Source organism: Pectobacterium carotovorum, from assembly GCA_016415585.1.
Taxonomy (GTDB): domain Bacteria; phylum Pseudomonadota; class Gammaproteobacteria; order Enterobacterales; family Enterobacteriaceae; genus Pectobacterium; species Pectobacterium carotovorum_K.
Map to the genome: position 1 here is coordinate 1,841,374 of CP066552.1, position 14,275 is coordinate 1,855,648.

Below are 14,275 nucleotides of genomic sequence, written 5' to 3' on the forward strand. Positions count from 1 at the left end.
CGACATGGGTTTTTCTCAGGCGGTCAGTGGTTTAAACGCGGCATCTAATAACCTAGATGTTATCGGTAATAACATCGCTAACTCAGCGACAGTGGGTTTTAAATCCGGGACCGTCACATTCGCTGATATGTTTGCGGGTTCTAAAGTCGGTATGGGTGTGAAGGTTGCATCGGTATTGCAGGATTTCGGTAACGGTACGGTGACGTCGTCTTCACGAGACCTGGATATTGCGATTAGCGGCGGTGGTTTTTACCGTCTGCAAGACACCAACGGTTCGACTTATTACAGCCGTAATGGTCAGTTTATGCTGAACGGTCGTAATATCGTCAACGCGCAAGGCATGCAACTGACGGGCTATCCGGTCGCTGGTACGCCGCCAACGGTGCAAACGGGTGCCGATCCAGTACCGTTGACGGTTCCTGATGGGGACATGTTGGCGAGCGCAACGACAATCGCATCAATTAAGGCTAACCTGAAATCTTCAGACGCAGTTCCCACAAATGCCTGGGCTACAACGCCTGGTGCGGAAGGCACCTACAACAGCAAAACTGCACTAACAACCTACGATAGCCAAGGTAATGTGCATAACTTCACCCTGTATTTTGTTAAAACAGCAAACAATACATGGCAGACGTATGCTAAGGATGACTCCATTACTCCCGCCGTGTATCAAAATGCAGGGGCATTGAACTTTGCTTCTAATGGTGCATTAACGGGGCATACGCCTTTCAATATCAACCTTGTTGGGACGAATGGTGCTGCTACAGGTACATTCACTCTCAATTTGACTGGCAGCGTGCAGCAAAATACAGAATATAGCTATAAGAGCCCAACCCAGAACGGTTTCGCTCCAGGATCTCTGACTGGTTTTGCTATCAATGACGATGGCACGATCGAAGGCAACTACAGCAACGGTCAGAAGCAGGCGCTGGGTCAAATCCTGCTGGCTAGCTTTGCCAACCCAGAAGGTTTATCGCCTGAAGGGGATAACGCTTGGTCTGAAACTGCGAGCTCTGGTCAGGCGGTGGTTGGTCTGGCAGGTAGTGGAAGTCTGGGTAAACTGATCGGCAAATCTACCGAAAGTTCAAACGTCGACCTGAGTAAAGAACTGGTCAACATGATTGTTGCGCAGCGTAACTACCAGTCAAACGCGCAAACTATCAAAACGCAGGATTCCATTCTGCAAACGCTGGTTAGCCTGCGTTAATTATCTTTACGGAGACATTGCATGGATCACGCGATTTATACGGCAATGGGTGGCGCAAGCCAATCATTGGAAAAGCAGGCAATTACTGCGAACAACCTGGCCAACGCTTCAACGCCGGGTTTCCGGGCACAGCTTTCAGCACTGCGTGCTGTACCAGTAAATGGGTTGACGCTGCCCACTCGTACGTTAGTTGTTGCCTCCACGCCTGGCGCTGATATGACTGAAGGCGTGATGAATTATACTGGTCGTGCAATGGATGTCGCTTTACCGAAAGAGAGTTGGCTGGCAGTGCAAACGGCTAATGGCGGTGAGGCGTACACTCGTAATGGTAATATGGAAATCAACGCTGATGGACAGTTGACTATTCAAGGACGTGTTGTGATGGGAGACGGTGGGCCGATTGATATTCCTCCGCAAGCCCAGATCAGCATTTCTCCTGATGGTACAATTTCTGCTCTTAATGCTGGGGATCCGCCAAATACGATTGCCCAATTGGGTCGATTAAAGCTTGTTAAAGCTACAGGACAAGAAGTTGAGCGGTCTGATGATGGATTATTCCGCTTGACACAACAGGCTCAGCAGCAACGTGGCAATGTTCTGCAAAACGATCCTACCGTGCGTATTATGCCGGGTGTGATCGAGGGCAGTAATGTGAACACGGTCGATACGATGGTCGATATGATTGCCAATGCTCGTCGCTTTGAAATGCAGATGAAAGTCATTAGCAGCGTCGACGATAATGCACAACGCGCTAATCAGATATTAGCAATGGGTTAAGCGCCGAGTGCGCACAGGAGTGAATAAATGATCCGTTCTTTGTGGATTGCAAAAACCGGCTTGAATGCTCAGCAAACCAATATGGACGTTATTTCCAATAACTTGGCAAACGTCAGCACCAATGGTTTCAAACGTCAGCGTGCGGTATTTGAAGACTTGATGTATCAAACAGTTCGTCAGCCCGGTGCTCAATCTTCAGAGCAAACCATGCTACCGTCTGGATTGCAGCTAGGTACAGGGGTTCGTCCAGTCTCAACAGAGCGTATTCATACTCAAGGGACATTTTCTGAAACGGGTAACTCTAAAGACGTTGCTATTAAGGGGCAGGGGTTCTTTCAGGTTCAGTTACCTGATGGGACAACAGCTTATACGCGTGACGGTGCTTTCCAGCTTGATGGTAACGGACAGTTAGTCACGTCCAGTGGTTATCAGGTTCAACCGGCTATTACCGTCCCCGCGAATGCGACTGAACTGAATATCGGTCGTGACGGTATTGTCAGCGTAAAAGTGCAGGGGCAGGCGGCAACGAACCAGATTGGCCAGTTGACGCTGACAACCTTTATTAATGATAGCGGCCTTGAAAGCATGGGTGAAAACCTGTATCTGGAAACTGCAAGCTCAGGTGCGCCGAATGAAACAAACCCAGGTTTGAATGGTGCCGGCCTGCTGTATCAGAAATATGTCGAAACCTCCAACGTCAATGTGGCAGAGGAATTGGTATCGATGATTCAGACTCAGCGTGCCTATGAGATCAACAGTAAAGCAATTTCTTCTTCTGACCAAATGTTGCAGAAATTGACCCAACTGTAATGGGTGACCCGCTAATGTCAGTGGCGAGAGCGGGTGCTCTGGCAGCTTGATGTTGGCAATAGAGACAGTGCTTAACGGGGTAATGATGGCCATAGGCACCAGATAGGTGCTGCAGATATGGTTTTGATTTACCCCGTGAATAGGTGAAATAGATTAATTGAAGGCGATATCCGCAGTGATAATGAATGCAAAGTCGGTTATCAAACCACTCCGCCGACCTCGTCTGTTGGCATTGATCGCGATGTTAGCACTTAACGGTTGCGCCTACATTCCGCATGATAAAGTTGTCACTGGGCCTACGACTGCTCAGCCTGGATCGCCCGTATTAGCGGGCCCTAATGGTTCAATTTTCCAAACTGTGCAGCCGATGAATTATGGCTATCAGCCGATGTTTGAGGATCGTCGCCCACGTAATATTGGCGACACATTGACGATCGTGTTGCAGGAAAATGTTAGCGCCAGTAAAAGCTCGTCCGCCAATGCAAGCCGAGATGGCTCATCTACGTTTGGCCTGACGACAACGCCGCGTTACTTGGAAGGCCCACTCGGTAATAACCGGGCTGCCCTGAACGCAACCGGAACAAACGAATTTACCGGTCAAGGTGGGGCGAATGCGAACAACACGTTCAGTGGCACCATCACGGTTACGGTTGGTCAGGTACTAGCTAACGGCAACCTTCAGGTCGTTGGCGAAAAACAAATTGCAATTAATCAGGGAACGGAGTTTATCCGTTTCTCTGGGGTAGTTAATCCGAGAACGATTAGCGGTAACAACTCGGTGCCATCAACTCAGGTTGCGGACGCGCGTATTGAATATGTCGGTAATGGCTATATTAATGAAGCGCAAAACATGGGCTGGTTACAGCGGTTCTTCCTCAATGTTTCTCCGTTCTAAGCTCAAGAGGCCTGCCATGCGAATTGCATCATTTTTCACTGTACTGCTGACGTTACTGGCGCTGAATATTGCCCCTGCGTCGGCAGAAAGAATTCGCGATCTAGTGAATATCCAAGGCGTGCGCGGTAATGCGTTAATTGGTTACGGTTTAGTTGTGGGGCTGGATGGTTCTGGTGACCAAACCATGCAGACGCCGTTTACCACGCAAAGCTTAACTAACATGCTTTCCCAGTTAGGGATTACTGTTCCTGCCGGAACCAACATGCAGTTGAAGAATGTGGCGGCGGTGATGGTAACGGCTGAGCTTCCACCTTTCGGTAGATCTGGCCAGAATATTGATGTGGTTGTCTCTTCACTCGGTAACGCGAAGAGCTTGCGTGGTGGGACGTTGTTGATGACCCCATTGAAAGGAGTCGATAACCAAGTGTACGCCTTGGCTCAGGGTAATGTTTTGGTTGGCGGTGCTGGTGCTTCCGCTGGCGGGAGCAGTGTTCAGGTTAACCAACTTGCTGGTGGACGGATCAGCAACGGTGCAGTTATTGAGCGAGAGTTACCAAGTACGTTTGGTACGTCGAATACGATAATGCTGCAGCTGAAGAATGACGACTTTTCGATGGCGCAGAAAGTTAGCGATGCAATCAATCGTTCTGGATACGGTGGTACGGCAACGCCACTGGACTCTCGCACCATCCAGGTACTTGCCCCACATGGTAATAGTTCTCAGGTTCGCTTTTTGGCTGATGTCCAGAATATTGAAGTCAATGTCGGTATTCAGGATGCTAAGGTGGTAATCAATTCTCGCACCGGTTCTGTCGTGATGAATCGTGATGTTACGCTGGATAGTTGCGCGATCGCTCAAGGCAACCTCTCTGTGACGATCAATCAGCAGGCCAACGTCAGCCAACCTAATACACCATTTGGCGGTGGTCAGACGGTTGTGACTCCGCAAACCGAGATCTCGGTTCAGCAAGCGGGTGGTGCTTTACAGCGTGTCAATTCTAGTGCCAACCTTAACAACGTCGTGCGTGCACTGAATTCCTTGGGTGCGACTCCGATGGAGCTGATGTCTATTCTGCAGGCGATGCAAAGTGCTGGCTGCTTGCGTGCCAAACTGGAAATTATCTGATGAGTGATATGCAGACGCTGAATAACGCGGCCTATGATGCGCAGTCCCTGAATACGTTGAAGCGTGAAGTTTCAGGTAATCCTCAAAGCAAAGAGGGCATCAGGGCGGTTGCGCAACAAATGGAAGGCGTGTTTGTACAATTGATGATGAAAAGCATGCGTTCAGCGATTCCGCAGGACGGGCTCTTCAACAGCGATCAGACGCGTCTGTATACCTCAATGTATGACCAGCAAATTGCTCAAGAGATCTCAACTAAGGGCAAGGGGCTTGGGCTCGCGGATGTTATGGTTGAGCAACTGACCCGACAATCCCCTGATGCCACGGCGGCTAAAGTCGCTGTTCCGTCTGTTCCATTAACCTTCGATGGTGATGTGCTCAAAAGCATGCCAACCGCGGCCGTGGAACAGATGGTGCGTAAAGCGCTACCCAAATTGCCCACGACGGGGTCAGCGTTGCCGCTCTCCAATAGTAATTTTGTGTCTCAGATTTCTTTACCTGCTCAGATTGCCAGCCAGCATAGCGGCATACCTCATCACCTTATCATCGCTCAGGCTGCGCTTGAATCTGGCTGGGGACAGCGCGAAATCCCTACCGAGGACGGACGTCCAAGTCATAATCTGTTCGGTATCAAAGCAGGCAGTAGCTGGAATGGGCCGACAACAGAGATAACGACGACAGAGTATGAGCAAGGCGTGGCCAAAAAGGTAAAAGCCAGCTTCAGAGTGTACGATTCCTATATCGAGGCTATTGGTGACTATGTGAAATTGTTGACCAATAACCCACGCTATTCTGCGGTGATGAGCGCCGGAACGGCTGAGCAAGCGGCTCATGCGTTACAAAAGGCGGGTTATGCAACGGATCCACAATATGCCCAGAAGCTGGTTAGTATGATCCAGCAAATGAAGAGTTCTGGCGAGAAAGTGGCGAAAGCTTACACTCACGATTTGAGTCGGCTATTTTAATTTTTTTATTCAAGATTTGCGCTTCCTGACCGATAAAGTAATTAACTTATGTAGCGTATTTGCTGCTTTCAGCATTTGGTTAATCGCGCAGGGCGAGAAGAACCTGTGTAAAAGGAACAACACCCTATGTCCAATTTAATTAACACCGCGATGAGTGGCTTAAAAGGTGCACAGGTTGCGCTGAGTACAGTGAGTAACAACATTAGTAATCAGGCTGTTACTGGCTATAGTCGGCAGAATGCAATACTTGAGCAGGCTATTAGCAGCAGCACATCTGCTGGATATATTGGTAACGGTGTCAATGTTGTTAGCATTAATCGCCAGTACAATGAATTCATCACCAATCAGCTGCGTGCTGCACAAACGACAAGCAGCTCGGTTTCTGCTTACTACGAACAAATTTCCAAGATCGATAATCTGCTAGCTAGCAGCACAACGAGCCTGTCATCAACGATTCAGGGATTCTTTTCTAACCTGCAAAACCTCACCAGTAATGCGGGCGACTCGTCGACTCGCCAAACCGTACTGGGCAAGGCAGAAGGGCTGGTAAACCAATTCAAGGTCACAGATAAATACCTGCGCGACATGGACAGTGGGCTGAATACTCAGATTCAAAGTATTGTCGGCCTGGTTAATACGCATACCGACCAGATTGCGTCTTTAAATAATGAAATCACGAAGCTAATGGGCGCGAATAGCGGCACAATGCCTAATGATTTGCTCGATCAACGCGATGTTCTTGTCGATCAACTGAACAAATTGGTAGGCGTTGACGTTACCGTTCAGGATGGAATCGTCTATAACGTAGCATTGAAAAATGGTACCAATCTGGTTCAGGCCGGAACAAGTAATGAGCTGGTAGCCATCGCTTCAAGCAATGATCCAACGCGTCTGACTATTGGATATAAAGACCAGACAAACGATGTTGTCTCATTAAATGAGAGTACGTTAACTGGCGGTTCATTAGGCGGTTTGCTTTCTTTCCGCACTGAAACGCTAGATGAAGCACGTGGCCAGTTAGGGCAGCTAGCGCTGGCATTTGCTGATGCGTTTAATACTCAACATCAGCAAGGTTATGATCGTAATGGTGTTAAAGGCGGCGATTTCTTCTCCTTTGGTAAGGCTGTAGTTCTGAACGACAGCAAGAATGGGGGGAACGCGGTGTTAGCTCCGTCTTACACCGATACTAAAGATGTGCAGGCAACTAATTATTCGATTAAATACGATGGCGCTAATTGGCAAGTAACCCGCTTGTCTGATAATTCAAAATTTACGGCGGCGGTGGATACCTCTGATAACAGCCTGAATTTTGATGGCGTCAAAATGGCTATCACAGGGACGCCTGCAACGAATGACAGCTTCCTGCTTAAGCCCGTTAATGACGTTATTATCGATATGGCAGTGGCTGTTTCCGATCCTAATAAAATTGCGGCGGCATCCGTTAAGCTTGATGAAAATGGTGCCCCAGTTTTGGATGGAAGCGGCAATCCCGTGTTTGGCGGCGTGAGTGATAATACCAACGCCAAGGCTCTGCTTGCCCTACAAAATGAGAAAATTGTGGGTGGAAAGGCCAGCGTCTCCGGGGCATACGCCAGCCTGGTTGGTGCGATTGGTAACCAAACCAGCACACTGAAGATAAATAATACATCGCAGCAAAACGTTGTTAAGCAATTGACGGCAGAACAACAGTCCGTATCCGGTGTGAACCTGGATGAAGAATACGGCGATCTGATGCGCTATCAGCAATACTACATGGCAAATGCTCAGGTCATCAAAACAGCACAATCCATATTTGATGCACTTTTAGCGGCCCGTAGCTAGTTTGACCATTTAAGAAAGAGGAATTGATACCATGCGCTTAAGTACTAGCATGATGTACCAGCAGAATATGCAAGGCATTATTAATGGTCAGGCCACGTGGCAAAAAACGGGTGAGCAGCTGTCAAGCGGCAAACGCGTTGTAAATCCATCAGATGATCCGATAGCCGCGGCCAGTGCAATTATGCTTGGTCAGGCGCAGTCGGAGAATGGTCAGTACACGCTGGCTCGTACCTTTGCCAAGCAAAGTATGTCTCTGGAAGAATCTATTCTGAGTAAAAGTACTAACACCATTAGCAGCGCATTGACCGAAGTCATCAAAGGTGGCGGTGTGTTGAATGATGATGACCGGAAATCGGTCGCGGCCGCTCTTCGTGGTATGAAAGCCGAATTGCTGAATATGGCTAACAGTACTGATGGTAATGGTAACTATATTTTTTCTGGCTATGAAACGGACAAGGTACCCTTTGTTGAAGGTGCCACTGGTATTGAATATAAAGGCGGATATCAGGCCATTTCACAGCGTGTCGATGCCGCTCGAGACATGACGGTTAGCCATGTTGGCTCTACGGTTTTCAATGGCGTGACGGGTGATGCTAAGAAAGAGCCGGATGGTAGTATTCAGTCCGATTTATTTGAAACACTAGACATTGCAATTAAAGCGCTTGAAACCCCGCTGGATGGTGCGAATGATACAACAAAAGCTAATGTTGCAGCGGCATTAGAAACGGCAAACCGTGGTTTAAACAATTCATTTAATAATATTTCAGCCGTTCGTGCAGAGTTGGGTATCCAGCTCAATGAAATTGATAATCTCGATGCAGTGGGTAAAGACCGTGATGTAGCGAATAAGACAGCGCTGTCGCAATTACAAGATACTGACTGGTATGAGGCAATTTCATCCTACATCATGCAACAGTCTTCTCTGCAGGCCTCTTATACGGCTTTCCAGAATATGCAAGGAATGTCGTTATTCCAGATGAGATAGTAGAAATAGACGATATTTTTCTATTCTACTTTACGGTTTGAATACGCTTAAACCGGGCGTATTTTTTAGGCGTGTCACTCCCTTCATTATATTGAATGGATGACATGCCATTTTTTATTCCCCCATCATCCTCAATGTAGTGGTCAACAAAAACTGGCCACCGCGTTAGAGTTTTTCCAGTATCGGTTTTCCGATTCGTTTGGTGGTAACCCACCATTATATTCGTGCGGCCTTAGTGCACTGTAATATCCAACGATATAGTCCGTTATGGCGTGAGCTGCATCGCTGAAGCTTACGTAACCCATCACCGGCACCCATTCGTTCTTCAGACTCCTGAAGAAGCGCTCCATTGGGCTGTTATCCCAGCAGTTTCCGCGCCGGCTCATACTCTGTCTGATCCTGTATCGCCACAGTAACTGCCGGAACTGCCTGCTTGTATAATGACTACCCTGGTCGCTGTGGAACATCACCCCGACGGGCTTGCCGCGCGTTTCCCATGCCATTTCCAGCGCTTTCATGGTGAGTCTGCTGTCCGGCGAGAACGACATTGCCCAGCCCACTGGTTTTCTTGCGAACAGGTCGAGAACAACGGCGAGGTACGCCCAGCGTTTACCTGTCCAGATATAGGTCACATCACCGCACCACACCTGGTTGGGCTCCGTTACGGCGAACTGTCGCTCAAGATGATTCGGGATAGCAACGTGCTCATGACCGCCACGCTTGTACCGGTGAGTCGGCTGCTGGTAACTGACCAACCCCAGCTCCTTCATGAGCCTGCCAGCGAGCCAGCGCCCCATTTTGTAGCCTCTCTGGGTTGCCATTGTGGCGATGTTTCTTGCTCCGGCCGAACCGTGGCTGATGCCATGTAGCTCAAGTACCTGACTGCGTAATACAGCCCGTCTGCCGTCTGGTTTATCAGGACGTTTTTTCCAGTATTTGTAGCTGCTGCGATGAACCCTGAACACATGGCAGAGTGTGGCCACAGGATAACGCGCCCTGAGTTTCCCGATTATCGAGAATTGTTCAGGGAGTCTGACATCAAGAGCGCGGTAGCCTTTTTTAATATTTCGTTTTCCATTTCAATACGTTGCATCTTCTTCCTGAGCTCACGTATTTCGATTTGTTCCGGCGTTATCGGGGAGGCTTTTGGCGTTTTGCCCTGACGCTCATCACGCAGTTGTTTGACCCATTTCGTCATCGTGGAAAGACCTACATCCATAGCCTTAGCGGCATCAGAGACGGTGTAGTTTTGATCGACAACCAGCTGAGCAGATTCGCGTTTGAATTCAGGACTAAAATTTCTTCTTTTCATTGGAGCACCTGTGTTGTTCTGAGGTGAGCATATCACCTCTGTTCAGGTGGCCAAATTCAGTGTGCCACTACAAGGGAGGTTAAATGGGAATAAATATGTGCGCCTGGTATCCGTATTGGCCTCACTTCGACCACTACGGATTTATATAGTGAACTGCTAAGAACTTGATAGCTGAGTGAGAATATCAGCGAGTAAATCGAATACTTCGCTGAATAAATGCTCTGCGAAGGGGGGAACCAGTGGGAGTAATAAACCTAGCGTCATGATTCCCACCGTAAGGGTAATCGGAAAGCCAACGACAAATACCGAGAGTTGGGGAGCGACGCGGTTAAGCATACCTAATGCCAGGTTGATGGTCAGCAATAGGGTTATGATTGGCAGCGCCAGCATCAATCCGTTAATAAAAATTAGCCCGCCGGCACGAGCAAGTGCGAGAAAAGCATGGCTGTTGATAGGGTTGGTGCTGATTGGCAGAGTATAGAAACTATCCGCTAATAGCGAAATCATCCAGAGGTGCCCATCAAAGGTTAAGAACAATAAAATCGCGAGAATATTCAGGAAACGGGCGACTACCTGCATATTCGGGCCGCCAGTGGGATCAAAGAAGGTCGCAAAAGCGAGCCCCATTTGTAAGCCAATGAGTTCGCCTGCATGGCGAATAGCGGCAAATGCTAACTGCATTGACAGACCGAGCGTAACGCCGATAAGTATTTGCTGTATTAACAGCCATACACCTGAGACGGAAAAAATAGGCGTAGTGTTTAACGGTAAATAGGGCGCAACGAGTAGGGTAATCAGTGCGCCCAGACCGATCTTGACCCGATTGCCAATCGCTCTTTCGTTAAAGACCGGTGCGGTACTGATCAGCGCAAGAATTCTGACAAAGGGCCAAAAAAACTGGCTAACCCAATTCACCATGTCCCAACTGTTAAACGTCAGCATGCTTACCCAATAATGTTAGGTAACTGGCCGAATAGCGTACGCATATAGTCCAGCATGAGGTTTAACATCCAGGGGCCAGCGATCACTAAGGTGAAGAAGACCGTGAGGATTTTAGGGATAAACGACAGCGTCATTTCGTTTATCTGAGTTGCAGCCTGTAAAAGACTAATAAGTAACCCGCTGAGTAGTGCTGCCATCAACGGAGGCGCCGCCAACGCCAATGCTACCTTCATTGCCTCATAGCCAAGCGCCATCACCGATTCTGGTGTCATAGTCGCATTCCTCTATTCGTCTAACTATAAAAACTCTGGGCTAATGAACCGAGTAGCAACTGCCAGCCATCGACTAATACGAAAAGCATGAGTTTAAAAGGCAATGAAATGGTTGCCGGAGGAACCATCATCATCCCTAGTGCCATCAATACGCTGGCAACAACGAGGTCAATGATGAGGAAAGGGATAAATACGGTGAAACCAATTTGGAAAGCAGTTTTTAGCTCACTTGTCACAAATGCGGGGAGAAGTACACGCATGGGTACCGCTTCAGGCCCTTGGATCTCTGGAATTTCTGCCAGCCGGGTAAATAACGCCAGATCGGTTTCCCGGGTCTGCCGCAGCATGAACTCACGCACGGGTTCCGCGCCACGTTCTATGGCGACTTCCATACTGATTTGATCCTGACTGAAGGGAAGATAAGCTTCGTCATAAACGCGGTTTAATACTGGCGACATGACAAAAAATGTCAGGAAAAGCGTCAATCCGAGCAATACCTGGTTCGGTGGTGCGGTTGGTGTACCCAGCGCGTTACGTAACAAACTTAGTACAATGATGATTCGGGTGAAGCTGGTCATCATTAACAATGCAGCAGGAATAAACGTTAATGACGTGAGTAAAACCAGCGTCTGTACGGATAACGTCCAGCTCTGTCCACCGTTAGGTAGAGGTTGCGTCACAATACCGGGAAGCTGTGCCCACACCGATGGTGCCATGAATAATAAACCGATGGCTAAACCGTAGCGCAGTGTGCGAAGCAGGGCGGTGATACGAAAATAATTAGGCAAGGCACTCATTCCGATTTTTCCGGACGCTTTAAAACTTTCTTTAACAGTTGATTGAAATCTACCGGCTTAGTGTCACCAGTTGAGGAACTGTCGTTGGTTGGTTGTGCTGGAAGTGTATGCAACGGCGTGATTTGCTGAGCCGTAACACCTAACACCAGCCAGGTATTATCAACTTCTACAATAACGACACGTTCACGCTGCCCGACAGGGCAACTGGATACGACTTTTAGCAACTTGTTTTGCTTGGCTTGGGGAGCAAAACCGAGTTTGCGAGCTAGCCAGGCTATCAGCAGAATAAATAATAAAATACCAGCTAGCACGCTACCAACCTGTGTCAGTAACATGCTGCCGGTAAGGGGGGGCTCAGTAACAAGTGTTGACTGCTGACTTGCTACTGGGGCCGGAGATGATATCGAGGCTATTGCCATTAACGACTCAGGCGGCGCATACGTTCGGATGGCGTGATGATATCTGTAATACGGACACCGTACTTGTCAGATACAACAACAACTTCGCCTTGGGCGATCAGATAGCCATTGATTAGGATATCCAACGGTTCACCTGCTAAGCCATCAAGTGCAACAACGGAGCCCTGAGTCAGGCGCAGTAACTCTTTTATCGTCATTTTGGTCCGGCCAAGCTCAACGGTGAGTTTGACAGGAATATCCAATATCAGGTCGATATCCTGCAGAGCACCCAGCGGATCGTGACCGTCTAGCGACTTAAAAATGCCTTCCGTTGTCGCGGCCGGTTTTTCTGCAGCCTGCTGCTCGTTAAATGCATCAGCCCACAGATCGTCCACTGATTCCTTGTCGTCGGACGGTTTCTTGGTGTCACTCATGGGGCTGTTCCTCGTTATCCAGAGAATTCAATATAGGGTTAATCAAATGTTCAACACGTAGGGCATATTGCCCGTTTAATGTGCCATATTGGCTGGTCAGCACGGGCACGCCGTCAACATGAGCAACGATTTTGTCAGGCTTGTCGATCGGTAAGACATCGCCGGGTTGGAGCTTCAGAATCTTGGAAAGTCGCAGCGGAATATCAACAAAGCTTGCAACCAATTCCAATTCGGAATGCTGTACCTGCTTGGCTAAGGTGTCCCGCCAGCTCTGATCTTCCTGACGTGAGTTTTCCAATGGTGGATTCGCGAGCAGTTCACGCAGCGGCTCGATCATTGAAAAAGGAATACAGATGTTAAATTCGCCAGTCAGAGAACCGATCTCAACATGAAACGGTGTCGTCACGACGATATCATTAGGTGACGTCGTGATGTTGGTAAACTTGACCTGCATTTCTGAACGCACGTATTCGATGTCAAGTTTGTAAATTGCATTCCAGGCTTCACCATAAGCCTCCAGAGCCAGGCGCAACATACGCTTAACGACACGCTGCTCTGTGTGGGTAAATTCACGCCCTTCGACTTTTGTCGGAAAGCGCCCGTCACCGCCGAACAGGTTATCTACGGCGATAAATACCAGGCTTGGTGAAAATACAAATAATGCGGTACCACGTAGCGGTTTTAAGTGAATCAGATTCAGGTTTGTCGGTACGGGAAGATTCCTGGCAAACTCATGATAAGGCTGGATCTTGATCGCACCTACAGTGATATCAGGGCTACGGCGTAACAGGTTAAACAATCCCATACGGAATTGACGCGCAAAGCGCTCATTAATGATTTCTAATGCCTGTAAACGCTCGCGAATAACGCGTCGTTGAGTATTCGGATCATAGGGCTTGACGCCCCCATCCGCTTTTGACGACGCATTTGCATCAGCGTCGCTATCGCCGCTGTCGCCATTTAATAGTGCATCAATTTCTGCTTGTGAAAGAATGCTATCGCCCATAATGGTTACCGCAGTATAAAGGCCGTGAACAGAACATCAGTAACGACCTGGTTAGGTTGACCAGGAACTAATGGTGGGCTTAGCACTTGCTTAATTTGCTCTATCAGCTTCTGTTTGCCTTGCTCATTGGCAAGCGCAATCGCGTCCTGACGAGAAAGCAGTAATAACAATCTGCTGCGAACTTCTGGCAGATAATTAGTAAACCGGGTACGCGTGGCTTCATCTGGTAAACGCAGCGTGAATCCAACATATAACACGCGGTCAGGGTCATTATCTGCATTGACGAGATTAACGGTAAAGGTATCCAGTGGCATGAAAACAGGCTCTGGCGGTGGCGGTGCTTCTTGCTCAGCCGTTGCCGCATTCTTCTGACTTAATAGCCACCAAGCGGCGCCCGCAGCACCAGTTGCAGCGAGAGCAACGATAATCAGTAGTATTAGCCAAATAGACCGTTTACGTCCTGGTCGAACTTGCATATCAGACATAGCCAAAGATAGTTCCCGTTACTTATCGATATTTACTGCCGGATGA

At 48.5% G+C, this 14,275-nt stretch carries 16 protein-coding genes; 8 read left to right on the forward strand and 8 right to left on the reverse strand.

Going from position 1 to position 14,275, the window contains the following annotated elements; genetic code table 11:
- Positions 1 to 4 precede the first annotated feature (4 nt).
- The 8 genes from flgE to flgL all read left to right on the forward strand — a co-directional run bounded on the left by flgE (position 5) and on the right by flgL (position 8,583).
- Positions 5 to 1,207 carry a flagellar hook protein FlgE gene (flgE, locus tag JFY74_08200; GenBank protein ID QQG29995.1) on the forward strand — a complete coding sequence of 401 codons (1,203 nt, stop codon included), beginning with the start codon at positions 5 to 7 and terminating at the stop codon, positions 1,205 to 1,207.
- 21 nt (positions 1,208 to 1,228) lie between these two features.
- Complete coding sequence (locus JFY74_08205) at positions 1,229 to 1,984, forward strand: flagellar basal body rod protein FlgF (GenBank protein ID QQG29996.1); 756 nt, start codon at positions 1,229 to 1,231, stop codon at positions 1,982 to 1,984.
- Between the two features lie 27 nt (positions 1,985 to 2,011).
- The gene (gene flgG / locus JFY74_08210) at positions 2,012 to 2,794 is read left to right on the forward strand and encodes a flagellar basal-body rod protein FlgG (protein ID QQG29997.1); all 783 of its coding nucleotides are present in this window, start codon (positions 2,012 to 2,014) and stop codon (positions 2,792 to 2,794) included.
- A 181-nt stretch (positions 2,795 to 2,975) separates the two neighbouring features.
- Positions 2,976 to 3,689 carry a flagellar basal body L-ring protein FlgH gene (flgH, locus tag JFY74_08215; protein QQG30482.1) on the forward strand — a complete coding sequence of 238 codons (714 nt, stop codon included), beginning with the start codon at positions 2,976 to 2,978 and terminating at the stop codon, positions 3,687 to 3,689.
- Between the two features lie 16 nt (positions 3,690 to 3,705).
- Entirely contained in the window at positions 3,706 to 4,815 is a 1,110-nt protein-coding gene (locus JFY74_08220; GenBank protein ID QQG29998.1) for a flagellar basal body P-ring protein FlgI, read from the forward strand.
- Positions 4,815 to 5,777: a flagellar assembly peptidoglycan hydrolase FlgJ gene (flgJ, locus tag JFY74_08225; protein ID QQG29999.1), complete on the forward strand. Its 963-nt coding sequence runs from the start codon at positions 4,815 to 4,817 to the stop codon at positions 5,775 to 5,777. The genes JFY74_08220 and flgJ overlap by 1 nt, the downstream gene beginning before the upstream one ends.
- Before the next feature lie 126 nt (positions 5,778 to 5,903).
- Positions 5,904 to 7,598: a flagellar hook-associated protein FlgK gene (flgK, locus tag JFY74_08230; protein ID QQG30000.1), complete on the forward strand. Its 1,695-nt coding sequence runs from the start codon at positions 5,904 to 5,906 to the stop codon at positions 7,596 to 7,598.
- A 31-nt stretch (positions 7,599 to 7,629) separates the two neighbouring features.
- Positions 7,630 to 8,583, forward strand: coding sequence for a flagellar hook-associated protein FlgL (gene flgL, locus JFY74_08235; GenBank protein ID QQG30001.1), 954 nt, complete (start codon positions 7,630 to 7,632; stop codon positions 8,581 to 8,583).
- Between the two features lie 143 nt (positions 8,584 to 8,726).
- Here the strand turns inward: flgL and JFY74_08240 are convergent.
- The 8 genes from JFY74_08240 to fliL all read right to left on the reverse strand — a co-directional run bounded on the left by JFY74_08240 (position 8,727) and on the right by fliL (position 14,229).
- A protein-coding gene (locus JFY74_08240) for an IS3 family transposase (GenBank protein QQG30002.1) occupies positions 8,727 to 9,895 on the reverse strand; the annotation gives its coding sequence in 2 pieces (ribosomal slippage) (positions 8,727 to 9,646 and positions 9,646 to 9,895; 1,170 coding nt in all).
- A 156-nt stretch (positions 9,896 to 10,051) separates the two neighbouring features.
- On the reverse strand, positions 10,052 to 10,837 hold the full coding sequence (gene fliR, locus JFY74_08245) for a flagellar type III secretion system protein FliR (GenBank protein QQG30003.1): 786 nt from the start codon (positions 10,835 to 10,837) through the stop codon (positions 10,052 to 10,054).
- Positions 10,838 to 10,839: 2 nt separating this feature from the next.
- The gene (gene fliQ / locus JFY74_08250) at positions 10,840 to 11,109 is read right to left on the reverse strand and encodes a flagellar biosynthesis protein FliQ (GenBank protein ID QQG30004.1); all 270 of its coding nucleotides are present in this window, start codon (positions 11,107 to 11,109) and stop codon (positions 10,840 to 10,842) included.
- 20 nt (positions 11,110 to 11,129) lie between these two features.
- On the reverse strand, positions 11,130 to 11,825 hold the full coding sequence (gene fliP, locus JFY74_08255; protein QQG30483.1) for a flagellar type III secretion system pore protein FliP: 696 nt from the start codon (positions 11,823 to 11,825) through the stop codon (positions 11,130 to 11,132).
- 77 nt (positions 11,826 to 11,902) lie between these two features.
- The gene (gene fliO / locus JFY74_08260; GenBank protein ID QQG30005.1) at positions 11,903 to 12,325 is read right to left on the reverse strand and encodes a flagellar biosynthetic protein FliO; all 423 of its coding nucleotides are present in this window, start codon (positions 12,323 to 12,325) and stop codon (positions 11,903 to 11,905) included.
- Complete coding sequence (gene fliN / locus JFY74_08265; protein ID QQG30006.1) at positions 12,325 to 12,738, reverse strand: flagellar motor switch protein FliN; 414 nt, start codon at positions 12,736 to 12,738, stop codon at positions 12,325 to 12,327. Before fliN ends, fliO begins: the two co-directional genes overlap by 1 nt.
- Positions 12,731 to 13,744, reverse strand: a complete 1,014-nt coding sequence (gene fliM / locus JFY74_08270; GenBank protein ID QQG30007.1) for a flagellar motor switch protein FliM — start codon at positions 13,742 to 13,744, stop codon at positions 12,731 to 12,733. Before fliM ends, fliN begins: the two co-directional genes overlap by 8 nt.
- 5 nt (positions 13,745 to 13,749) lie before the next feature.
- The gene (gene fliL / locus JFY74_08275; protein ID QQG30008.1) at positions 13,750 to 14,229 is read right to left on the reverse strand and encodes a flagellar basal body-associated protein FliL; all 480 of its coding nucleotides are present in this window, start codon (positions 14,227 to 14,229) and stop codon (positions 13,750 to 13,752) included.
- Positions 14,230 to 14,275: the final 46 nt, after the last annotated feature.

Coding starts and splice junctions, on each gene's coding strand:
- fliM (QQG30007.1), bottom strand. CDS start 13,744: ATGGGCGATAGCATTCTTTCACAAGCAGAAATTGATGCACTATTAAAT.
- fliP (QQG30483.1), bottom strand. CDS start 11,825: ATGGCACCATCGGTGTGGGCACAGCTTCCCGGTATTGTGACGCAACCT.
- flgG (QQG29997.1), top strand. CDS start 2,012: ATGATCCGTTCTTTGTGGATTGCAAAAACCGGCTTGAATGCTCAGCAA.
- fliO (QQG30005.1), bottom strand. CDS start 12,325: ATGGCAATAGCCTCGATATCATCTCCGGCCCCAGTAGCAAGTCAGCAG.
- JFY74_08220 (QQG29998.1), top strand. CDS start 3,706: ATGCGAATTGCATCATTTTTCACTGTACTGCTGACGTTACTGGCGCTG.
- flgL (QQG30001.1), top strand. CDS start 7,630: ATGCGCTTAAGTACTAGCATGATGTACCAGCAGAATATGCAAGGCATT.
- flgJ (QQG29999.1), top strand. CDS start 4,815: ATGAGTGATATGCAGACGCTGAATAACGCGGCCTATGATGCGCAGTCC.
- JFY74_08205 (QQG29996.1), top strand. CDS start 1,229: ATGGATCACGCGATTTATACGGCAATGGGTGGCGCAAGCCAATCATTG.
- fliQ (QQG30004.1), bottom strand. CDS start 11,109: ATGACACCAGAATCGGTGATGGCGCTTGGCTATGAGGCAATGAAGGTA.
- flgE (QQG29995.1), top strand. CDS start 5: ATGGGTTTTTCTCAGGCGGTCAGTGGTTTAAACGCGGCATCTAATAAC.
- fliR (QQG30003.1), bottom strand. CDS start 10,837: ATGCTGACGTTTAACAGTTGGGACATGGTGAATTGGGTTAGCCAGTTT.
- flgH (QQG30482.1), top strand. CDS start 2,976: ATGAATGCAAAGTCGGTTATCAAACCACTCCGCCGACCTCGTCTGTTG.
- fliN (QQG30006.1), bottom strand. CDS start 12,738: ATGAGTGACACCAAGAAACCGTCCGACGACAAGGAATCAGTGGACGAT.
- flgK (QQG30000.1), top strand. CDS start 5,904: ATGTCCAATTTAATTAACACCGCGATGAGTGGCTTAAAAGGTGCACAG.
- fliL (QQG30008.1), bottom strand. CDS start 14,229: ATGTCTGATATGCAAGTTCGACCAGGACGTAAACGGTCTATTTGGCTA.